Source organism: Ohtaekwangia kribbensis (assembly GCF_042676245.1).
In the GTDB taxonomy this organism is placed as follows: domain Bacteria; phylum Bacteroidota; class Bacteroidia; order Cytophagales; family Cyclobacteriaceae; genus Ohtaekwangia; species Ohtaekwangia kribbensis.
In genome coordinates, this window is the sequence record NZ_JBHTKA010000014.1 from 93,646 (window position 1) to 114,459 (window position 20,814).

General features: G+C 43.1%; 19 protein-coding genes. 8 read left to right on the plus strand and 11 right to left on the minus strand.

The features are described 5' to 3' along the window. The first annotated feature begins 230 nt into the window (after nucleotides 1-230). Complete coding sequence (locus ACFQ21_RS26295) at nucleotides 231-4,505, plus strand: hybrid sensor histidine kinase/response regulator (RefSeq protein ID WP_377584655.1); 4,275 nt, start codon at nucleotides 231-233, stop codon at nucleotides 4,503-4,505. A gap of 24 nt (nucleotides 4,506-4,529) precedes the next feature. Here ACFQ21_RS26295 and ACFQ21_RS26300 read toward each other — a convergent pair whose 3' ends face one another. The 7 genes from ACFQ21_RS26300 to ACFQ21_RS26330 all read right to left on the minus strand — a co-directional run bounded on the left by ACFQ21_RS26300 (nucleotide 4,530) and on the right by ACFQ21_RS26330 (nucleotide 9,637). Further along, a complete protein-coding gene (locus ACFQ21_RS26300; protein ID WP_377584657.1) occupies nucleotides 4,530-5,207 on the minus strand; it encodes a 2'-5' RNA ligase family protein in 678 nt (225 codons plus the stop codon). A gap of 75 nt (nucleotides 5,208-5,282) precedes the next feature. Continuing rightward, the gene (locus tag ACFQ21_RS26305; RefSeq protein ID WP_377584659.1) at nucleotides 5,283-6,062 is read right to left on the minus strand and encodes a VanW family protein; all 780 of its coding nucleotides are present in this window, start codon (nucleotides 6,060-6,062) and stop codon (nucleotides 5,283-5,285) included. 50 nt (nucleotides 6,063-6,112) lie between these two features. Continuing rightward, nucleotides 6,113-7,057, minus strand: coding sequence for an MBL fold metallo-hydrolase (locus tag ACFQ21_RS26310; protein WP_377584661.1), 945 nt, complete (start codon nucleotides 7,055-7,057; stop codon nucleotides 6,113-6,115). Nucleotides 7,058-7,100: 43 nt separating this feature from the next. Next, complete coding sequence (locus ACFQ21_RS26315; RefSeq protein ID WP_377584663.1) at nucleotides 7,101-7,952, minus strand: acyl-CoA thioester hydrolase/BAAT C-terminal domain-containing protein; 852 nt, start codon at nucleotides 7,950-7,952, stop codon at nucleotides 7,101-7,103. 61 nt (nucleotides 7,953-8,013) lie between these two features. Continuing rightward, on the minus strand, nucleotides 8,014-8,646 hold the full coding sequence (locus ACFQ21_RS26320) for a Crp/Fnr family transcriptional regulator (RefSeq protein ID WP_377584665.1): 633 nt from the start codon (nucleotides 8,644-8,646) through the stop codon (nucleotides 8,014-8,016). After that, nucleotides 8,619-9,131: a GyrI-like domain-containing protein gene (locus ACFQ21_RS26325; RefSeq protein WP_377584668.1), complete on the minus strand. Its 513-nt coding sequence runs from the start codon at nucleotides 9,129-9,131 to the stop codon at nucleotides 8,619-8,621. The genes ACFQ21_RS26320 and ACFQ21_RS26325 overlap by 28 nt, the downstream gene beginning before the upstream one ends. A 98-nt stretch (nucleotides 9,132-9,229) precedes the next feature. Continuing rightward, a complete protein-coding gene (locus ACFQ21_RS26330) occupies nucleotides 9,230-9,637 on the minus strand; it encodes a winged helix-turn-helix transcriptional regulator (protein WP_377584670.1) in 408 nt (135 codons plus the stop codon). Between the two features lie 211 nt (nucleotides 9,638-9,848). Here ACFQ21_RS26330 and ACFQ21_RS26335 point away from each other — a divergent pair, with 211 nt between their 5' ends. Further along, on the plus strand, nucleotides 9,849-10,448 hold the full coding sequence (locus ACFQ21_RS26335; protein WP_377584673.1) for an FMN-dependent NADH-azoreductase: 600 nt from the start codon (nucleotides 9,849-9,851) through the stop codon (nucleotides 10,446-10,448). A 101-nt stretch (nucleotides 10,449-10,549) separates the two neighbouring features. On the opposite strand, the gene ACFQ21_RS26340 is transcribed toward ACFQ21_RS26335, so the two are convergent. Then, entirely contained in the window at nucleotides 10,550-11,053 is a 504-nt protein-coding gene (locus tag ACFQ21_RS26340; RefSeq protein ID WP_377584676.1) for a M23 family metallopeptidase, read from the minus strand. 47 nt (nucleotides 11,054-11,100) lie between these two features. Beyond that, a complete protein-coding gene (locus tag ACFQ21_RS26345) occupies nucleotides 11,101-11,904 on the minus strand; it encodes a CPBP family intramembrane glutamic endopeptidase (protein WP_377584678.1) in 804 nt (267 codons plus the stop codon). A gap of 575 nt (nucleotides 11,905-12,479) precedes the next feature. Here ACFQ21_RS26345 and ACFQ21_RS26350 point away from each other — a divergent pair. Then, nucleotides 12,480-14,390 carry a GAF domain-containing protein gene (locus ACFQ21_RS26350; protein ID WP_377584681.1) on the plus strand — a complete coding sequence of 637 codons (1,911 nt, stop codon included), beginning with the start codon at nucleotides 12,480-12,482 and terminating at the stop codon, nucleotides 14,388-14,390. Nucleotides 14,391-14,413: 23 nt separating this feature from the next. Here ACFQ21_RS26350 and ACFQ21_RS26355 read toward each other — a convergent pair whose 3' ends face one another. After that, nucleotides 14,414-14,611 (minus strand): GldL-related protein, encoded by a 198-nt coding sequence (locus ACFQ21_RS26355; protein ID WP_377584684.1) that lies wholly within the window; start codon nucleotides 14,609-14,611, stop codon nucleotides 14,414-14,416. 196 nt (nucleotides 14,612-14,807) lie between these two features. On the opposite strand from ACFQ21_RS26355, the gene ACFQ21_RS26360 reads away from it, so the two are divergent. Together ACFQ21_RS26360 and ACFQ21_RS26365 are read left to right on the plus strand one after the other, a co-directional pair. Next, nucleotides 14,808-15,503 carry a hypothetical protein gene (locus tag ACFQ21_RS26360; RefSeq protein ID WP_377584686.1) on the plus strand — a complete coding sequence of 232 codons (696 nt, stop codon included), beginning with the start codon at nucleotides 14,808-14,810 and terminating at the stop codon, nucleotides 15,501-15,503. A gap of 88 nt (nucleotides 15,504-15,591) precedes the next feature. Next, the gene (locus ACFQ21_RS26365; protein WP_377584689.1) at nucleotides 15,592-16,281 is read left to right on the plus strand and encodes a DUF2461 domain-containing protein; all 690 of its coding nucleotides are present in this window, start codon (nucleotides 15,592-15,594) and stop codon (nucleotides 16,279-16,281) included. A gap of 82 nt (nucleotides 16,282-16,363) precedes the next feature. On the opposite strand, the gene ACFQ21_RS26370 is transcribed toward ACFQ21_RS26365, so the two are convergent. After that, entirely contained in the window at nucleotides 16,364-17,764 is a 1,401-nt protein-coding gene (locus ACFQ21_RS26370; protein WP_377584692.1) for an alpha/beta fold hydrolase, read from the minus strand. 121 nt (nucleotides 17,765-17,885) lie between these two features. Here ACFQ21_RS26370 and ACFQ21_RS26375 point away from each other — a divergent pair, with 121 nt between their 5' ends. The 3 genes from ACFQ21_RS26375 to ACFQ21_RS26385 all read left to right on the plus strand — a co-directional run bounded on the left by ACFQ21_RS26375 (nucleotide 17,886) and on the right by ACFQ21_RS26385 (nucleotide 20,761). Continuing rightward, on the plus strand, nucleotides 17,886-19,172 hold the full coding sequence (locus ACFQ21_RS26375) for a hypothetical protein (RefSeq protein WP_377584695.1): 1,287 nt from the start codon (nucleotides 17,886-17,888) through the stop codon (nucleotides 19,170-19,172). A gap of 192 nt (nucleotides 19,173-19,364) precedes the next feature. Continuing rightward, complete coding sequence (locus ACFQ21_RS26380) at nucleotides 19,365-19,682, plus strand: hypothetical protein (RefSeq protein ID WP_377584698.1); 318 nt, start codon at nucleotides 19,365-19,367, stop codon at nucleotides 19,680-19,682. A gap of 98 nt (nucleotides 19,683-19,780) precedes the next feature. Continuing rightward, nucleotides 19,781-20,761 carry a helix-turn-helix transcriptional regulator gene (locus ACFQ21_RS26385; RefSeq protein ID WP_377584701.1) on the plus strand — a complete coding sequence of 327 codons (981 nt, stop codon included), beginning with the start codon at nucleotides 19,781-19,783 and terminating at the stop codon, nucleotides 20,759-20,761. The last annotated feature ends 53 nt before the right edge of the window (nucleotides 20,762-20,814 follow it).

The window sequence follows — 20,814 nt, forward strand, 5'->3', positions numbered from 1 at the left end:
CGGCAGCAGGGGCAGTACGCTTTAGATTTAGTCAGGTTGTGGAAATAAAGGAACACTATTTAGTTTTCTGAAAGCGCGGAAACGTGAACCTGTAATTGTAATTTCCGGAAAAGCAATGATGTAAGAATGTTCAGCAGATCGCTGATGCGCGGGCAGTTACAAGTAAAGCTATCGGGTATATTAAGTTTGAAATACTCCGGGTACGTTTTTGCAACCACTACGTTTTCACAATGAGATCAAGTTGTATACTTTCTGTTTTGTTACTTCTTATACTTACCACGCACACTTTTGCCCAAACCGAAAAAATAAAGTTTGACCATCTTTCTGTAAAGGAAGGTCTTTCGCATGGCAATGTGTGGGACATCCACCAGGATCGTCTCGGGTTTATCTGGATCGGAACCGAAGACGGATTGAATCGCTACGATGGTTATACCTTCTCTATTTTCAGAAATGAACCAACCGACTCACTCAGCATCAGCAATAACTTTATTCATTGCATAGCCGAAGATGCTGCCGGTAATATATGGCTGGGCACGCAGGGCGGACTAAATGTATATGATCGCGCAAGCAATCGCTTCGAACATTTTTCGGTTAATAAAAATATGCCCAACAGCATTAGCAGCGATGATGTAATATCCCTGACCTTTGATGCGGATAGTAATCTGTGGGTTGGCACAGAACATGGATTGAATAAATTTAATCCACACACCAAAAAATTCCAGAACTTCTATCATGTGGCGAATGATCCACGTTCGTTGCCTTCCAACTCTGTTAAAGCCATCTTACAGGATAGCCAAAAGCGGCTATGGATCGCTACACTAGGGGGACTAAGTCTTCTGAACCGCGATGGAAATACATTTACCAACTACTATCACAACCCCGCAGATCCGTTAAGTCTCAACAGTAATAAAGTTACCGCGTTGCTGGAAGATGCCGATCATACCCTGTGGGTAGGCACGTTCGATAAGGGCCTCGACAAAATGATTTCAGAAGAGGGCCGCTTTGTTCATTATGAACCTGGTGCCGGTGGTAAAGGCAGTCTTGTGAATGGTTACGTAATCGATCTGGCCAACGATGCGAACGGTGACCTGTGGGTTGCGTGCGATGGAGTACTGAGCAGTCTTAATAAAAAGGAACACACCTTCAATCACTTTATGCCCGTGCAGGGCGATGAGACCAGTATACTGGGCTCTACTGTTACACGTGTTATGGTTGATGTGAATGGCAGAATGTGGGTGGCTACACGGTTTGGCGGAGTAAATATATATGACAAGAATAAATATGAGTTTATTCATTTCCGGTATAATGTATTCGATAAACATAGCCTCAGCAATAACAATGTCTCTTCATTCGAAGAAGACAAGAATGGAAACTTCTGGGTTGGCACGGACGGTGGCGGACTGAATTACTATGACCGGAAGTCGCATACCTTTACCGTGCTCGATATCTTTACCAATAAAAAAGTATTGGCGATCGAGAAAGACAAACGCGGAGGTTTATGGGTTGGTATGTGGGATGGTGGATTGAATTACTACGACCCCGTAACAAAAAAAGTTAAGCGCTATCGATGCGATCCTGCCGATCCGAAAAGCCTTAGCGATAACAATGTATTTCATATATTGAGCGATCGCAACGGGTATATATGGGTTGCTACCTGGGGCAATGGAATAAGCCGGTATAATGCGGCTACAGATGACTTCACCCGATTTATACATGACCCGCGTGATACTGCATCGATCAGCGCTTCGGGGATAGAGTATTTATGTGAAGATTCGTATGGTAAAATATGGATCGCGCTGGAGCAGCAGGGTATAGATATGTATGATCCGGAGACAAACAAATTTACGCACTACCGAACCAGCACGAAACCGGGAAGTATATCGAACAGCAATGTGCCGTGTATATATGAAGACTCTCAAAAAAGACTTTGGGTTGGCACGCATGGCGGTGGTCTGAATTTGTTTGATCGTAAAACAAAAACTTTTAAGGCCTTTCGTAAAAAAGACGGATTGCCAAATGATGCCATCATTGGTATACTCGAAGATGAAGACCATCGCCTGTGGTTGAGCACGAACGCAGGACTGAGTTGTTTTGACCCGGATAAACATACGGTAAAGAACTATAGCGAGAAAGATGGTTTACAAAGCGATCAGTTCAATCGCTGGGCCTTTGGTAAATTATCTACCGGTGAATTTTTGTTTGGAGGTCCCAATGGTTTTAATGTATTCCATCCGGATAGTATAAAGGACAATACCTACAAGCCTCCGGTTTTTATTACCGACTTTAAACTCTTTAACCGCCCTGTTAATATAGGGGCGCACGAAGTTTTGAAGAAGAACATTATTCTTGCGCGCGAGATTCAGCTCACTCATCAGCAGAACATGGTTTCGTTTGAGTTCTCTGCGCTGAACTATCAGCAGCCTGAAAAGAACCAGTATGCTTATATGCTGGAAGGGTTCGATAAGGAATGGCTATATATCGGTACGAAGCGAACAGCCATGTATACCAACCTCAATCCGGGTGAATATATACTTCGCGTAAAAGCTTCCAACAACGATGGTATATGGAACGAAGAAGGTACCTCTGTTAAAATTATAGTAACGCCTCCGTATTGGAGCACCTGGTGGTTCAGAACATTGATCGTGCTGGGGGTAACGGCTATGATTTTTACATTCATACGAGCGCGCATCAATTCCATCAAGCGACAGAAAGTACACCTGGAAGAAGAAGTACAGAAACAAACAGCCAAGGTTGTAAAACAAAAGGAAGCACTGGAGCTGCAGGCAAGTGATCTGAAAGAACTGAACGACAAATTGCAGGATCAGACGGAAGTACTCGAGTCGATCAATTCCGAATTGAATTACCAGAAAGAAGAAAATATAGCGAAGCGCAAGGAAGCCGAGAAAGCAACGGAAGAAGCGGAACGTGCACGCAAGGAAGCCGAGCGCGCCAACCAGGCCAAGAGTATATTTCTGGCAACCATGAGTCATGAGATACGAACGCCTATGAATGGCGTACTGGGCATGGCTTCGTTACTGGCCGAGACACAACTAACGGCTGAACAGCAGGAGTATGCCGAAACGATTCGCACAAGTGGTGATGCACTGCTTACGGTAATAAATGATATACTTGATTTCTCGAAAATTGAATCGGGTAATCTTGAACTGGATTGCCATAGTTTTGATTTGAGACAATGCGTAGAGGAGGTAATGGATGTATTCTCTACCCGAGCTTCGCAGAAAGGTTTGGACCTGGTTTACCAGATCGATTACCAGGTGCCCGCACAGATCATTGGTGATAGCCACCGGTTGAGACAAATACTGATTAACCTGGTGAACAACGCCATGAAGTTTACAAGCCAGGGTGAAGTCTTTTTAAGTATAGATCTTTTATCATTGGAAGACGATCAGCTGGAGCTGGCCTTCCACGTGCGCGACACGGGTATAGGTATACCGGCTGATAAGATATCGCGTTTGTTCAAAGCGTTCTCGCAGGTAGATTCTTCTACTACCCGAAGATATGGCGGCACAGGTTTAGGACTGATCATCAGTCAGCGCCTGGTAGAGCTGATGGGCGGTACAATTACTGTAGAGAGCGAATCCGAAGTCGGCACTACGTTTAGCTTTACTGTAAGATGTAGTGTGAGCCAGGAATCTATTCGTCAATATGTGCATTGTAACACCGTTGGCAATGAAGGTAAGAAAGTGTTGATCGTAGATGATAACGCTACGAACCTGATTATACTGAAGACACAACTTGAGCAGTGGAACCTCACACCCACACTGGCGATCTCCGGTTTCCAGGCGTTGGAGATACTATCATCACATGCCGGTAAATTTGATCTCGTCATTACCGACATGCAAATGCCGGATATGGATGGTACACAGTTTTCACAACGTGTTAAAGCAAAACAACCGCGCTTGCCAATTATACTCCTAAGCTCTGTTGGTGATGAGACAAAGAAAAAATATCCAGACCTGTTCAACGCTGTACTGAACAAACCGGTAAAGCAACAACAGCTCTGCAGAGTTATACATTCGGCACTGCGACCAGAAGGAACGCTGGTAACTGTGGAGGCACACAAGCCTAAACATACATTGTCTGAAGAGTTTGCTTCAAAATATCCGCTGCGTATTTTGATCGCGGAAGACAACCCGGTGAATCAAAAACTTGCTACGCGTGTACTCAGCAAACTAGGTTACAAAGAGATAGATATAGCCGTAAACGGATTGGAAGCACTTGAGAAATTTGCAGCTAGCTTTTACGATGTTATACTCATGGATGTGCAAATGCCGGAGATGGATGGACTGGAAGCCACGCGTAACCTGCGTGCCATGACGGGCGACAGACCCGCTATCATTGCTATGACTGCCAATGCCATGCAGGGCGATCGTGAAGAGTGTTTACGTGCCGGTATGGATGACTATATAAGTAAACCTGTAAAGCTGGAGATACTCGTATCTATTCTGGAGAAGTGGGCTTTGAAGGCAGACTTTGAAAAGTAGCAGCGAACTGTGCACCTCGGGCTGCTAGAGTTTGAATGTATAGAGTTGGTTTGTGCGTTCTGTTCGGTGGTACCAATCGTTGTGTACCAGTTCGAGTGTATTGGTATAGAGCGTGCCGAAATCATAGTCGCGGTATATTTCCAGAATTTTTAAGTATTCATTTAAGCGAGCAATAGGTTTTCGAAAGCGCACTACCGTAGTGTGAGCGGTTTGAATGGCGTAGCGTTTATCTATACTTTGCTCGAGGTCTGAGTTTTTAAAGTTCGTGCGTAGGTTGTTGCGTATAATGTTCAATGTGTCGTCTTCCGGAAAACCCCGAAGTATAATGCATGAAGGTGATGCCGTGATTCCGGTAAATCGTATTGCTATAGTTTTACCAGCTATACTTTGCTTAATGACGCGGATATAGTCCGGTATTGCTATACGTTGAAGATCAAACCCGGTATAGCAGGAAATGATCGACATAACCGTTACGTGTACATCAGACTCGCGGTAGTAGTATTGAGCAGGATCGACCTGGCGTAGCTGTTCAGGAAAATCAAGAATCCGTTTGGTGAGATTGGTGTCGGGCCGTATGCGCAATGTTATACCGGAGCGGTTGTCAGCAGCAGAATCGATCAGGTCATCTGTCTGAATGTTTCCTGATTTTATTTTTGCGATCGATTCGTTATAGAGCGTTTCGTAATGCTCCTGTAGATTCATGTATTAATTTGTTACCGTGAATACCAACGTAAAAAATACCATTTGGTGTTTAAAAACCTGGTATAAATTATATGGTTAAGAAGTTGTTGATGATTCTGTATGATACACATCCGGTGTATAGGTAACGCGGGCAAAGTTTTTGGTTACGAGTTCAGTGTCGATTACACGACCACTTTCAAACTTCAATATCTTCTCGCGCCAGATTTCATTTCTCCGATAGAACTGTCCATCGATTTTCAGAAATGCGTGATCTTTTTCGAAAACGTGATAAGCATAGTCAAGTTCCGTATCGATGCGCAGTTCCCCCTCCAGGCATTTGCCAGAGAGCCATAAGTTCACCTGGAAAGTATATTTCGTGTTATTGGTAAATTGATAATCGCGGTAATTGTAGAAAACAGTAGCGCCACTGCCAAAGGGAAGTACGCGGCCATCATCCGGGAAAGGATCGAATGAATGATGGTAGCGTTCCGTCACGGTTAACGGACTATGCATTACCAGCCAATGAATCAGGTTTGAGATCTGACATATACCGCCACCGATTCCCGGGCGGGCTTCTCCAAGCGACAACTCCATACCGTGCAAGTAGCCTTTCCGTTGTGTAGGGCGTCCTACCAGTTTACAAAATGAAAATGTTTCACCCGGTCGTATCACAATACCGGTAATCTGCCGGAGCGCTATGGCCAGGTTGGTGACTTTGTTGATCTGCAATTGCATATCACTTTCACCAAGCCGTTTCAATAGCACAGACTGATGTTTCTTAATGCGATAGGGAAGTTTATCGTTGGTTCTTTGTGAAGCGTATCGTTTGCTGTCAACGTACCAGTCTATATACCGCTTTGCTCTTCTGGTCCACACAGCCAGAAAGTATAAGGCGGGATGCCGTTGACTTAATAATTTTCGTGGTTTCAAAACTCCAGCATTATACCTTGCTCCGGATAAACCAGCTTTACCTGCAGCGTATTCAATTCCTGCAATTGCTTTTTGATCTTTACTTCATTATCGCCCGATGGCTTTATGTGTGTGATCACAATGGGCAAACCTTTCAGCGCATGGTTACTATAGCGATCAAGTGTGGCCAGTTCGTTCATGAGCAACCGTGGTGTGAGATGCCCGAATAAAGATTTATCAGGTTGTTCATTCGGAAAAGATACCTCGATCAAAATAGCGCGAAGTTGTTTGGTCTTCACAAGCGGTGCCACGTGTTGCCATAGCTGGCGTAACTTCTGACTATGTTCGATTGTATCGGCACCGGTATCACCCAGGTATAGTATATAGTTTTTATTCTCGCGTAACAGAAATGCAGTACTTTGTCCGGGAGCGGAGTGACTCAGATCAAAGGCCTTCGCCTGCATCGATGTTTGCTCGAGCGGAATTTCGTTCTCCGTAGAGAGCGGAGTATAGCGATATTTGTTCAGCGTGGGCTTTTCACCTTCGTTGCCAAAGTTCGCCCAGCTTTTCCAACTGAAATATTTTTCTTTCAGAACATCCAGGCAGAATGGAAGTCCATAGATAGGTTTAGGTGAATCTTCCGGAGAAGTAATGATCAAACCTGCAACGTGATCCAGGTGCGGATGCGAGATCAGGTATCCTTTAACGAAATTCTTTTGAGCATCGGCAGCAGTGCCTTTTATCGTTCCTTTTTCGACAGCCTTTTGCAGTCCTGCGTGCACCGTACCGGCATCCAGACAAACATAATTGCCGGTGCCTTTTGCTGCTACAAGATAGGCCGATAAATTACTCTCATCGCTGCCACCTTTAACTCCCAAAGGAATTACCTGGAAGGCCTGCGACCATGCTATACCGGTATAGCAAACAAGAATAATGGCGAGGAGATATATACGATGTACCATGTTGCAATGATACACCGTATTGTTGAGAAGTACACGACCTCGGTTAACGAACGGGAAAGTGTTTGTCCAGGAAAGCTACGGCCAGATCCATGTGCTTTAACGGAGCTGTGTGACCGCCCTCGATGGCAACATGCTCGTGCGCGTAACGGAAATTCAAAGTTTCCATTCTGGTTATCATCTTTTCGCACATGGGTGTAGTGGGAGCAATCTCATCTTTTGTGGCGGATAGCAGTAGCACGGCACCGCGTATATTTTCAACTTTGATGAGTGCTTTCTCTTCGGCCTCCTGGTTTTGCAGCATGGCTTCGAAAGCTCCGCGCAAATCGCGCTTCATCAAGAAAGGTACAGCTTCAAAATTTACCGGTACAAAAGGAAGTTCTCTATTCTGGTAAGTCCACGAAGAGGTGGTGAAGTGATTGGTATGCCCGGGAAAGGTAACGTGACTGGGTACTATACCAACCACGCAGTTAATATCCGGATAATAACTCGCGATCAATAACGCCAGGTCTGCGCCACGTGAGCCTCCTATAATGGCAATTTTATTTTTATTGATGTTGGGATTTTTACAGGCCTCTCGTATAGCGTTGTGTATATCTTCCAGTGCAATTTTATTGAGTGTATCCGGTGTGCCCGTAGCTCCGAAATAACCGAGCGCCAGAAACGCATAGCCTTTGTCGATAAAAGTGTCCCTGGTTTTCTTCCAATGTTCACTAGCCCAGGCGTTGCCTCCTTCCGATCCGCCAAGTCCTACCAGCAGCGGTTGCTTTTTTCCAGCGCCCAGGTACAACTTACTTTCAACTCGGGGCGTGTTGAGTTGCAGTTGTGAAAAAGCTGTTAGTGAGAGTAAAGCGATGATCAGGGTAACTGCGATCTTTCGGATTGTTGTGCTGTTCATGATTATTTTTTTACAACGTTCCGTATAAAAAGCGACAGCACTTTTGATCCAGATCAAAAAATCATTTTTCTGCCCGTATCCTGCTGAGTGTTTCCTGGGTAATACCGAGGTAGGAAGCCACCATACCCAACGGAAGTCGGTGGTATATATCGTGATAAACCTGGCAGAAATGGTCGTATTTTTCTTTAGCAGAAGTAAATCGAAGGGATGTTATTCGTTCCATCAAGTGGCCGAAGATGCTGCCCATGGAAAGACGGGCATAGCGTTCCATCTCCGGGAAATTATCAAACAGAAATCCGAGGTCGTTGATGTGCAGGCAGAATACATCGGTATTTTCGAGGGCATCGATATAGTATATATCTTTTGTGCGCTGCATGAGGCTGTGCGGAGAATTTATCCACTCACCTTCACTGCAGAAGTATTCCGTAACTTCTTTTCCGTCTTTCAGAAAATACGTGCGCAACAGTCCCTTCTGTATAAAGTAACTTTTGGTACAGATCATATCTGCATCGTGAACGAGCTCTCCTTTGTGAAAAGTTTTAAAAGTAATCCTGCTGGTTAATTCATGCTTCAGGGAAGCGTTCAGCTTAATATACTTTTCAAAATGATGATATAGTATTTCGTGGTGTTCGATGACCGGTAGATTTATATACTTCGTGCTTTTGATCAATTGACCGTTCGTATTGGTACCCATATCTCTTCCTCAGAGTCAGGGTGGTTGTTCTTGTATTTTTCGCCAAGCAATTCAAAATGCTCGCGGTTGTCAACTTCATATCCTGACTGCGGTATCCAGTATCCGAATATAAACTGAAAGGTTTTCATAAAGGCACTCGGTGCACCTTTGTGAATGAACACAGCGTACAGACCGCCTTTCAAAATATAGCGTTCCATGCCTTCGGGTATATCTGTAAATTCCGTAACTTCTGTAGTTGCCCATTTTTCAAAAACAGTATCCGGGGTGAAGTTTTTAAAATCGAGAGAGGGATCGTATACCTGCATACTATATAAATCGGACGAGATTGTGTTTTGCACTTCTTTTCGCCTGGGCATAAAACTTCCCCATAGCTCCGCTGTACGATTGTTGGTCAAGGTCATGGTGAGTTTTTTGCCTACCAGTTTCTTTTCTGGTAGAAGTTCAATGCGAGGTTCTGCTCCGTGTAGTTGTGCGTAGGCTTGCATGGTTTGGGGCTGGATATATAGTAAGGGATATGTGGCAGTTTTTAGCGCAGTCTGGAGACTGTGAACAAAGGTGGTACAAGTCGGAGACTTGCACCAGTTTAGTCTTGTGTTATAAGTGTGTTGGAAGATTTTGCATGACCGAGCTCGGCCGCTTTTTTAATCCTGGCACGATGCATCTTTCCCCAGGCAGATAATGCACCGAGTACATCCCGTAGTGAATCAGCATAGTCTGTTCTTTCGTATTCAACAATTACCGGTGTTGCATCGGTATGTACGTTCCGATGCACGAAGCCGTTCATCTCAAGTTCTTTAAGTTCATTGGATAGCACGCGAGCTGATATACCGCCTATGCTACGTTGAAGTTCATTAAACCGTTTCCGTCCTTCCGAAAGTGAAATGATGATACGAAGTTTCCATTTTCCGCCAATAACATATAGCGCATCGCCTACACTCTGTAAATGTGAATTACATTCCTTTGGTGTGATATTCTGTCCCAGGCCTTTCATATTCAATCAATAGTTAAGTGATGTAAAGGTTACTACTAACCTTTTGTATACTACTAACAAATGCATAGCAAAGGTATCTATTTTTGTGATACCAAAGTCGCTTGTCATGACGCGCAGAAAAATCTAAATCGATTCGTAAACATCGTTTCGAAGGGCAGCGCTATAGGCAGTGCACACGTGTGTCTTTCAGAAACAAACACCAGGAACACACATGAAAAAAATATTGCATATCATTTCAAGCCCGCGGAGAGAAGAGTCCAACAGCACCTTACTCGGAAAAAGCATCATTGAAAAACTTCAGGCGCAACATCCCGGAAGTACTGTAGTAACAAATAATGTAGTGGACAAAAATTACCTGCCGCTACAGCCGGTTCATGTTACAGCCTATAAACTGCCAGATGAAAGTCATACACCGGAACAACGGAAAGCCTTGCAGAATTCCGATGAAGCGGTAGCACAGTTATTCCATGCAGACATTGTTGTTATTAGTATACCACTCTATAATTTTAATATACCGGCAGCATTGAAAGGTTGGGTAGATCATGTAGTACGTGGCGGAAAAACGTTTAGTTACCAAGCCGGAAGGCCAGAAGGATTGCTGACCGGAAGAAAAGTATATTTGGCGATTGCTTCCAACGGTGTATATTCAGATGGTCCGATGAAGCCTATGGATCATGCAGAGCCTTACATGCGCTTTATACTTGGCTTTATGGGCATGACGGATATTACTACGTATAGAATAGAAGGCTCCGGTATGGCTGGCGTTATGGAAACAGCTGTGAAGAAAGGTTTGGAAAGTGTATTGATCTGATATATATACTGGCGCAAGTCTCCCGACTTGTGCCAGCTATTTATGCAGTCTTCAGACTGCCATAACTTTCTACATTTGTATTTTTTTTCATCCTATTGAACTTACATATACTCAATCGGATTGAGATAAAACATCTTCTTCCATCCCTGCCGGTCATTATCATATCGCCACGGATACGGAATTAATGTTGTAATAGCATAATGTAAGTGCGGAGATTTACCCTTCGCGTTTCCGGTTGAGCCTACCGTTCCGATTACTTCATTCTTTTCAGCAAAGGAGAGAGGTGTTGTCCGGATGTCTTTGAGATGCGCATAGTAATGTATGCGCCACTTTGGACCAAGAATCAAAATTACGTTTCCGCCCAGGGCAATTTTACCGGTATAAAGCACAAGGCCGTGTGTTGAAGATTTTACATCGGTGCCTTCTTTAGCGAAGATGTCCACACCTTTATGTGTGCCCGATTTTCCCCAGGGATAAAACCAGAATGACTTTGCATGATAGCTGCTCTTGTTCGCCTTCTCAACAGGAATAACAAAGCTTTGCGGTAATATGAGTCCGATCATAATCACCACGATCAGTGTCAGGATAAGCGTTCGCTTTTTCAAAATTTTCGGAAGGTTAGGACTGTATATATATAATCTGAGTTTGGCCTTTATGCAAATTCACGTTTTTTAAATTCGGATCGTAGAACGTAGATGCAGACAATAGCTGTAGTTATGGAACTTAGAACGATTAGGATAAAACTAAAGAGTCCTCCATATACTTCTGTCAATGACTTATTGAGCCATGATTCGATATCTGAAAAATAGATGGCCATGAATGCAAACAGGTTATTTACGAAGTGAATTAAAATACAGAGCGTTAATTTTCTGGTCTTGTAATAAGTCCACGCCAGTAGAATTCCGATAACAAATGCAGCAATAAATTGCCATGGATTTAAGTGAACGAGGCCAAAAAGCATACTGGAAACTAGAATGGATTTTAACGGTGAATACTTTTTAAGAAGTCCATCGAGTATAATTCCTCTGAAAACTAATTCCTCCAATATAGGAGCAGCTAGAACTATAGCAATGGCTGAGAATATACCTTTCCGTTTACCGAACTCGATAAATATCTGCTCCATAAACTCCGGTATTGGAATTGCGTTGACGATGGGCGATACGACACCGATCTGAATGGCAATTACAGCAACGGAAGCAAATACGGTAATTTTTAGAGAAGCTGGATCAAAATCATAGGTTGCTATCTGCATATTTTTTTTCCTGTTGGTGTGAGCAAACCAGAACGTTATTCCCATCGCCAGGAGGTAGTATACCAAAACAGCAAACTCTTTATCTATAAGTCGATCCAATACGATTGTAATCGGACTCAATATAAGCATTGCCAGTATAGATATGCCCGCAATTCCCCAGCTTTGTTTCACGTCAGGATAACTGATTTCGTTTTCGGGTATCATGTATACAATATGATTTTTTTATTAAATAATTTTTGCCTCAAAATGCTAAAGTACGAATCAATCAATCCTGAATATAATAAATCTTGTTGGGCATCGGACCCTTTGCTTAATAGTAGGATCGTTAAAATATAGTATGGAAGGCAGGAGCCCATCCAATTGCAAAAATCCTTTTGCCGTGGATGGTTTTTTTTATTAACGTTTAAACTCAAAAAAATTATGACTAAGTATTATTTTAACAGAAGCGCTCAACCCAACGGCAACCATGAAGTGCACAAGGATGGTTGTGTTCACATGCCGAACAACAAAATTTACCTTGGCGATGGTTGTATACATTGTTCGAATACTTGCCATACACAATAATTTTATAAGTCTATATATAGGGTCAGATGTTACGCAGGTTTTTGATGCATACAATATACGAGTGTCAGAATCTTTTAGTCGTTCGGGTAACCATTGATAGTCACGCACTTCGCATTTGTAAGTATTAATACGGATACGACTTACCGTATATTTTGGATAAACTCCACAGTGAATTTATCATTGCCCACGCACACTTCAGACCCTTAGTTTGTGGTATGTTTAGAGCAATACGTAATCTCTCGATCAGCAAAAGACTTCAAATTATTTCATTTGTATCCATAAGCTTTATTTGCATTTTAATTACGTTGATTTTTTATACCAAGCGCAAAGAGGAACAAGTTACGGATACAGTGCGCATATTTGACTCGATGACGCTTGATGTGTGGATGCGCATCAAGACCTATAATTCACTTCGTGGCGATTTTCTTACAATATTGATCACTGACCCGCTAACGCAGGGTGAAAGCCATCAGGAGGCTGTTGAATTTTTTAATGAGCGACTGGAAGATCTGGCGAGCTATGAAGAAGCTGCAGAATACTGGGGCGTAATACCTGCTGATATCAAAGCAAACTACGACTCCATGAATATGGCTGTCGATCAGTATGTATCTTTTTGTAAAGATAAACTTCCTCTGGCCACAGATGTTTCACGAAGAGATTCAGCGGATTTTACAGACCTGCGAAAAACTATCGTAGTAGAGTCAAACGAGCTCTATAAGAATATTCGTTACAGCGCGCTGAATACGTTGAATGCTATATATGATAATACCGAACGAAATGAAGTTCGCATTGAATCGGAAATACATACCATGATGTTACTGTTTTATATTTTGTCGGGAACATTGATCGTTACTATATTTTTTACGATCCGCATCATTGCTAAATCTATTCTGACACCCATTCATGAAACCCGAATGTCGCTGGAACTGCTTTCGAAAGGGGGGTTGCCTGCCATTAAAGCGTATCAGGGGAAAGATGAATTGTCAGTCATGTTAAACTCCTTGAAGGGATTTAGTGAACAGATGACAAATCTGTTAAGCTTTGTGAGCAATGTAGCGCGGAAGAATTTTAAAGAAGAGGCAAAGATGTTTGAAGGTAAAGGTCTTATTGCCGAAGCGTTGATTAACATGCGCGATAGTCTTAAGCAACATGCTGTTGATGAATCGCTGCGCAACTGGACCATCCAGGGGCAAGCTGATTTAGGAAACATGATGAGACAACAGCAAACTCTGGACAAGTTTTGCGATCATGCATTGTCGTATATAGTGAAATACGTTGGCGCGAGTCATGGAGCGCTGTATATAGCGGAGAAAAATGGTGATCGCGAGCATTTAAAATTGGCTTCAGTATATGCGTATGATCGAAAGAAATTTATTTCAGGTCTCGTACAGCCGGGAGAGGGGTTGGCTGGACAAGTATACCTGGAGCGCCAGAGTATTATGCTTCGCGAGATGCCGGATGATTATATAAAGATCACCTCGGGATTAGGTGAAGCATTACCGCAAAGTTTAATTGTGTGTCCGTTGTTGTTAAATGACCGGGTACATGGTGTGTTGGAAATAGCTTCCTTCAAAATGTTTAAGTCGAACGATACGGAGCTCATTCAAAAATTTGCAGAACAACTGGCATCAGCCGTTGCTACCGGACAATCGAATAGAAATACCGAGGAGCTTTTGCGTGAGTCTCAATTGAAGACCGAAGCAATGATAGCGCGTGAAGAGGAGACGGCTCGCTATATTGATGAACTGCGGGATGTCCAGCGTGGCCTGGAGATCAAATTAAATGAATCCATAAAACAGAAGAATGAATTTCAATCCATACTCCGTGCTATCGGACAGAATATCATTGTTGTTGACAAGAACCTGATGGTGCAAAATGTAGTCCAATACAACGACTACACTATGCGCAAACTGTTTGATAAGCCTGTTGTTGCCGGACAAAACCTGTTAATCCTATCAGACAGCAGCATGCACGAAACATTGAAGAATATATTAAATGAAGCAATTCTTCAGGGAGAGACAGGAGGTGTTACGGTTAACAATGTTAAAATTGTTTCTCAACCCTTTCGTAATGAGACTGGTAATATTGTGTCATATATAATAACGATTGCCGAAGAGTCTATTTGATGTCGGGCGAACCCGCGACCGACTTACCAGTCCAAAAACTCTTTTAACTTCGGATTCGTCAGGAGTTTGATTAGAAAGAGTAGACCACCACATACCTGGAACATGGCAGCCAGCATAAGCATCTGGTCTGCACCTGTCAGGTGTAGTATTTTGAACAGTGCTCCGAGTATATCTACACATAGGCCAAGAATGATGAGAATAATGGCGTGCGTGGTTTTCATATAGGTCAGGATTAAGTTATGGTTTTGCTAAAGTATAAATTCTTTTATTTAGCTGTTGTCATTGCGTGGCTTGTCTCATCGACATTTAGGATCATGCATTTCAACTAAAAAATTTTGTTACCTGTACGCTGCAGAAGGTATTGAGGAACTATATTTACTGCCATTGTCTTGTAACCCAAATCCCCGCCCAATAAACATGAAGTACTTATTACTATTGACCAATCTGGTGTTGATAACGGCCTGCTCAATTGCTCAAAGCACCATTGCCATCAAAGTATATCATAATACAGATATCTATAAAACCAGGTACACGGCAAGCGGGGGTGTGGTGCAGACCTCGGATGACCATTTTAATATGAATCGTTTTTCGCTGGCTATAGATGTCAAGACCAGGAATGGATTCATTCACGAACTGGAGCTCTTTGTGCCGGAATTTTCTAAAACAACGGATAAGCTACAGTATCCGATGAACTATGAATTGCTGTTGAGCTCTGGTTTTGAAGAAGAAGGAAATACATATTCATTCCGCTATGAGCTTAGTAAGCAGGTACTCACAATGTCAGACAAGTTTACATTAAATCTGGGCCTGGGTATTAATCCCTACTATGTTGCCGTTGATTATAGATCACAGCTTGAGCACCAATATTCACGTTCCTATAAATTTTATGGTGGTGTATTTAATATAGTGCCGCGACTAAACTTCAAACTGAGTAATCGCTTTGCGGTTGATTTGAATGTGCCGTTAAAGATTTATGACCTGCGATATTCAGAGAGGCGCATTGATAATCCTACACTTCCAATCAGGCAGCAAACGTCTAAAGACACAGAGCATATTTTTCTGGAAGGAAGCTATACTATCCGCTTGGGATTGCTGTATAATTTCGGATCGTGAATTCAGTAAGACAACGCTGCCGGGAATTTTTTGTGATGATCTTTTGTATACTTTCGTGATCCGGAATTGAATAAAAATTGATAGTACCGTGCGCGAATATATAATTCAGAAAACAACACTTGATTTCCTGAAGAAACTGGCAGCCAATAACGATCGCGATTGGTTTGACGAACATAAAAGTCAATACGAAAAGGCGAAAGAGAATGCCGAAGCTTTTATGGATGCGCTCATTACCAAGATGAACGTGCACGATCAGCTTGAGACACCTTCCGGAAAGAAAAGTCTTTTTCGCATCTATAACGATGTTCGTTTTTCCAAGGGCAAGGCACCGTATAATCCGCGATTTGCTGGCCACCTGAAACGCAGCAAGCCATTGTTACGCGGTGGTTACTATATACGCATCCGGCCGGGTGAGTCGCGGGTAGTGTGTGGTTTTATGTTCCCGAATGCAGATGATCTGAAGCGTATTCGTGAAGATATAGCCGCCAACTATAGCGACTGGAAGAAGCTGTTAAAAACGAAATCGATCGTTCAGAATTTTGAATCCATGCAGGGCGAGCAAGTGAAAACTACTCCGAAAGGTTTTTCAGGTGATGATCCTGCTATAGCATTGCTGCGGTATAAGCAATTCTGGTTCGAACGCAAATTTACGGACCGTGAAGTGTTGGCTGATGACTTTCTGAATAATGTGAATGCTACTCTTAAGGCGATTCGTCCTTTCTTTGACTATATGAGTGAGCTGCTCACAACTGACTCGAATGGTGAGTCGTTGTATTGATTCGCGGTAAAAAAATATATGTCTGAAGTCTGGAGACTTCAGACATGGGGTGGCACAAAGTCGGAGACTTGCGCCAGTTTTTTTAATATATAAAGGGGACTATGCTTTCCCATACTGCGGGAAAGTTGCAGAAGAATACTACATGATGACAACCGGGCACGATTGTCAACTTGCTTCCTGGTGTATATCTATATACTGCAGTAAGGGCTTCAACAGGATGTCCGTCATCGCGATCGCCTCCCATTACGAGCACAGGACATTTTATCTTTTCAAATGTCTCTTTACTCAACACATCTTCATTATATAGCTTATTTAGTTTCGTCAGGCATTCGGCCCATCGTTTGGGTTCTGGCATCAGCACTAACCGGCTTTCGAAATATTCTTTCGCCTGACCGAGCAATAAGTCAGGAGTATAATTTGCCTTGTCTACCTTTCGGTTTCTAGGACGGTCACCTGAACCTATAGCAATCAGTTTCTTCACTAATTCCGGATGCGTGGCAGCAAGTTTATAGCCTGCGTATCCGCCATCACTGAATCCTAATACCGTTACACTGTCGCGGGTTATAGAACGGATAACTTTATAGGCATCGTCTGCCCGTTGCTGCCACGTAAACGGTGCCGTGCCAATCTCTGATTTGCCATGACCGCGTGTGGCGATGCAGATTACCTGGTGATCTTTCGAGAAGCGTTCAATGAATGGTGCAAACTCATCTATATAGCCATATACACCTCCGTGCAATAATACAATGGGCTCACCTTGTCCATAGATCTCGTAATATAGTTTCGCATCACCAACCGATATATACTTTCCGGATTTTGGATTATTTCCATACGGTATAGATCCTTTTGCGGAAGTGATTTCAAGATTGGCGAAGGAACCACCGGACATCATACCTGTCCAAAGTGCAATTTTACCTGCGCTGAGATTTCCAAGACTCTCTACTTCCAGACTTGGCTTTGAAGCGTAGTTCACATATACCTTGATGGACTTTCCGTTCACTGTAATTTTTGCGTGAAACCAGTCCTCCGGATTGGGAACCGGATTAACTTTATTCTCATACTTGCCGGTATGATCAGCCCGAAGTTTGTCCCACGGATAGTCTGGATGTGAAACATATTGAACCGATCGTGGTCTTCGGATGGTATCCGGGTTCATAAAGTTGAACGGTCTGAAGTATACCACTTCACAACGGTTGGTGTCCTGAACGTGAAAAGCTATACCGACAAAACTTTGCTGCGGGATGTTCTTCCCTTTAACATCAAACTCGATGGTGCCGCTGGAGAACTCATAATCTTTCAGGATCATAAATCCTTGTCCGATCTTCTGACTGAATTGGACAGCCTTCTTCTCAACATCCTGGAATGTCTCAACCTTTCGATTGGCAATTTCCCATGCCTGAAGATTGTGTAGATCGGGGCGAAATGTTTGAGCGTCCGCAATAAAGACGACTGTAAAAAGAATAAGGGATAACAAATATTTCATAGGTACTTGTTGTGTTTGGTTTATGGATTAATTGAACAAACGCTAAATTCATGTATAAGGAGTCTTTTTTGTTGTTCAAGTTTGCGCCAAATTCGTACAAGCCAGTATCATTGCTGTTGTTATGACCAGAATTGCAGAAGAAGCTGAAGTTACCCGGTGCCTGTTGCTGATCGAAACCCGACTTGCCTGGGGGCCGAGTGAGCAATGGGTAAATTATGATTTTGAAAAGCTGAGCGATGCAATTCACGAAGGCACCGGTGTGCGGTTGAGTGTTACCACCCTGAAACGTATATGGGGAAGGCTGAAGTACGACAGTGCACCAACGCTTACCACACTGAATGCTCTGGCACAATTTGCCGGTTATAATGACTGGAGAACATTCAAGCAAAATGGTGATGAAGTGCCGGAAGTAGTAACAGAGGAGATGGCGATACCGACAGTTGCGTCTGGCCCTACCGTTGTGAAGCGAAGCGCGCGGTACTACTGGTTGCTGCTACTGATTCCGTTTGGTTTGCTTGGCTATGCGCTGATCCCCGCGAAGAAGCACGTGGCGTCTTACGCGATTGACAGTACTCGCTTTTCTTTTCGCGCAGATAAAATGATAACGGAGGGAGTTCCCAACTCTGTCGTGTTTCATTACGATGCACTGGCATCGCCAACGGACTCGGTCTATATAGCACAGACCTGGGATATTACCCGGAAGAAACTGGTGCCGAAAAACAAAACGGAGCATTCGACTATATATTACTATCCCGGGTATTTTCGCGCGAAGCTGATTATCGATACTACAATTGTAAAGACGCACGACTTATGGATCACTTCCGGGGGATGGCTATGCCTGGCAGAAGATGATGTGGTGCCGCTATATTTCAAAAAGGAGGAATGTGTTAAATCCGATCGTGTAGAAGTAGGTGAGGAAATTTTAAAGAAGTATAATCTATCACTTCATCCGAAGGCGCCACGCATCCGGATTTATAACCAGGGCGACCTCGGAGATCTGATGAGTGATAATTTTGTTTTTGAGACAACAATTAAAAGTGATTTCAATCAAGGCACCAACGTATGCCAGCCGGTAGAAGTGCTCATTCAGTGTAAAGATGATATTATTATTATACCGTTCTCTGCCAAACCCTGTATAGGAGATTTATTCCTCGCATTCTGCGGTGCGTTTGTAACCAGTAAAGAAGCTGATCTCTCAAAATTCGGTGCTGACCTAACGCAATGGACGAAGCTCCGCATTGAAACCGTAAACCGCCATGCTACTATTTATGTAAACGATCAGAAAGCATACTCGCTCACATTCCCCAATACGCCAACCGGTATAGTTGGCTTGCAGTATCGCTTTAATGGTGTTGGTGCAGTGAAGGATACGAAGTTTGAAAGTAATGGTCGGGTGATTGCATTTTAGCGTATGCGATATATACTTTTGATTTTAGTTACTCCTTTTGTTGCCTGCGCTTCAAAAAATGAAAGGGATCTACTGGTTGGAGACCTGGGTTTTAGTGAGTTCCGAATTGGTAACTTTTACAATCTATCGGATAGTTTGATAAAGCGTGTAAAGCACACTATCGATACGATAAATATTGCAAAAGCTGATAGTATGGATAGAAGATTCTTCGAAGTCTATAATATTCTTAAAGACAAGGGCCTACTGTATAAACCATTTGTTGACATCAGGGTAAAGGAAGATTCGATGGTTAAGCTATATCTTGATTCTGCAGATTATGACCGTATAAAAATATTCAAGTGGCGGGAGCTCCTCAATGAGGAGAAAAAAGTTGTCATAAAAGCAAAGACGGAGTATATAGATAATTTTCCGGTTACACTTCTTTATTGCAAGGAACTGGTAGATGTGTCGTTGACGGAGGGTAAGACCTATCCGCAACGCAGTAAATTCAAAATAGAAGATTACAACTAGGTCTTCAGAGTAATACTTCATTCTCCCCCATGATGATGGAGCAATCCAAACTTTAGAGGAATGAGTCCGTTAAACGAAGCACTTTCGTTTGAAAGACCATGAAAACCCTGACCCTCTCTTACACTGACGTTGAAGCTCATTTTCAACCGGCATCGAAAGATGCTTCCGGATTTATACATCGTGCCACCGGACAACAACACTGGGGCGCGTTTGAAGAGAAAGTATTCACCAGCTCGCACTATCGCTTTATGGAATATAGCGCACGTCCTGCTTCCCGTTTTAACATCCGGTATAACGAAGAACAACTGCCACACTGCATGAATATATGCATAGCCCTGCAGGGAATGGTGGAAGTAAAGCTGAAGGAAAGCGGGCTGTCCGCTGCATTAACGGGTTTGAGACATCACTCGCTATATTCATACGAGCAGGAGTATGATCTCATGGTGAGTAAAAATATCCATGGTGTACATGTGGCGATCGAACGCGAATATTATGCAAACCTCCTGTGCGATCAAACCCGTTGGACCGCACAGCTCAAGGAAAAATTACTGAAACAGGAATTGGTGATGCACGGTGATGCCGCCGTTAATAAAGATATGCAACACGTGATTGCTGCAATCTGTAACAATCCGCTGAGTGGAACGCTGCGCAAGTTGTTAATCGAAGCAAAGTTGCTGGAGCTTGTTGCTTTGCAGATAGAGCAGTTTATAGCATTCGATAAAACGAAACCTGATTGTCCTAAACTGAGGCGAACTGATATTGACACCTTCCACGATCTTCGTAAATACCTCGATCAGCATTTTGCAGATGATCTTTCGCTGCATGCTTTATCGCGTATGTTCGGATTGAATGAATTTAAACTGAAGAAAGGCTTCAAAGATTTATTTCACTCAACTGTATTCGACTATATATACGAATGCCGGATGAATCACGCGCAGTATCTCTTACGCGACCAAAAGAAATATGTAAACGAAGTGTCCAGTGCAGTAGGTTATAAAAATCCCAATCACTTTTCGACAGCCTTTAAGAGAAAGTTCGGCACAAGCCCTAGTGAAATAGCTGCGAGCTTTGAGCCGTGAGTTGCGAGATGAGAGGCGGCTATTGGCTGCAGGAAGATTCTGCTTAGGCTATA

Bases quoted from the DNA above. Each gene is read 5' to 3' on its own strand.
- ACFQ21_RS26380 (WP_377584698.1), top strand. From the start codon at position 19,365: ATGGATAGAAGATTCTTCGAAGTCTATAATATTCTTAAAGACAAGGGC.
- ACFQ21_RS26355 (WP_377584684.1), bottom strand. From the start codon at position 14,611: ATGAAAACCACGCACGCCATTATTCTCATCATTCTTGGCCTATGTGTA.
- ACFQ21_RS26300 (WP_377584657.1), bottom strand. From the start codon at position 5,207: ATGAATCTACAGGAGCATTACGAAACGCTCTATAACGAATCGATCGCA.
- ACFQ21_RS26295 (WP_377584655.1), top strand. From the start codon at position 231: ATGAGATCAAGTTGTATACTTTCTGTTTTGTTACTTCTTATACTTACC.
- ACFQ21_RS26335 (WP_377584673.1), top strand. From the start codon at position 9,849: ATGAAAAAAATATTGCATATCATTTCAAGCCCGCGGAGAGAAGAGTCC.
- ACFQ21_RS26330 (WP_377584670.1), bottom strand. From the start codon at position 9,637: ATGAAAGGCCTGGGACAGAATATCACACCAAAGGAATGTAATTCACAT.
- ACFQ21_RS26345 (WP_377584678.1), bottom strand. From the start codon at position 11,904: ATGATACCCGAAAACGAAATCAGTTATCCTGACGTGAAACAAAGCTGG.
- ACFQ21_RS26325 (WP_377584668.1), bottom strand. From the start codon at position 9,131: ATGCAAGCCTACGCACAACTACACGGAGCAGAACCTCGCATTGAACTT.
- ACFQ21_RS26350 (WP_377584681.1), top strand. From the start codon at position 12,480: ATGTTTAGAGCAATACGTAATCTCTCGATCAGCAAAAGACTTCAAATT.
- ACFQ21_RS26375 (WP_377584695.1), top strand. From the start codon at position 17,886: ATGACCAGAATTGCAGAAGAAGCTGAAGTTACCCGGTGCCTGTTGCTG.
- ACFQ21_RS26360 (WP_377584686.1), top strand. From the start codon at position 14,808: ATGAAGTACTTATTACTATTGACCAATCTGGTGTTGATAACGGCCTGC.
- ACFQ21_RS26385 (WP_377584701.1), top strand. From the start codon at position 19,781: ATGAAAACCCTGACCCTCTCTTACACTGACGTTGAAGCTCATTTTCAA.
- ACFQ21_RS26320 (WP_377584665.1), bottom strand. From the start codon at position 8,646: ATGGGTACCAATACGAACGGTCAATTGATCAAAAGCACGAAGTATATA.
- ACFQ21_RS26310 (WP_377584661.1), bottom strand. From the start codon at position 7,057: ATGGTACATCGTATATATCTCCTCGCCATTATTCTTGTTTGCTATACC.
- ACFQ21_RS26315 (WP_377584663.1), bottom strand. From the start codon at position 7,952: ATGAACAGCACAACAATCCGAAAGATCGCAGTTACCCTGATCATCGCT.
- ACFQ21_RS26370 (WP_377584692.1), bottom strand. From the start codon at position 17,764: ATGAAATATTTGTTATCCCTTATTCTTTTTACAGTCGTCTTTATTGCG.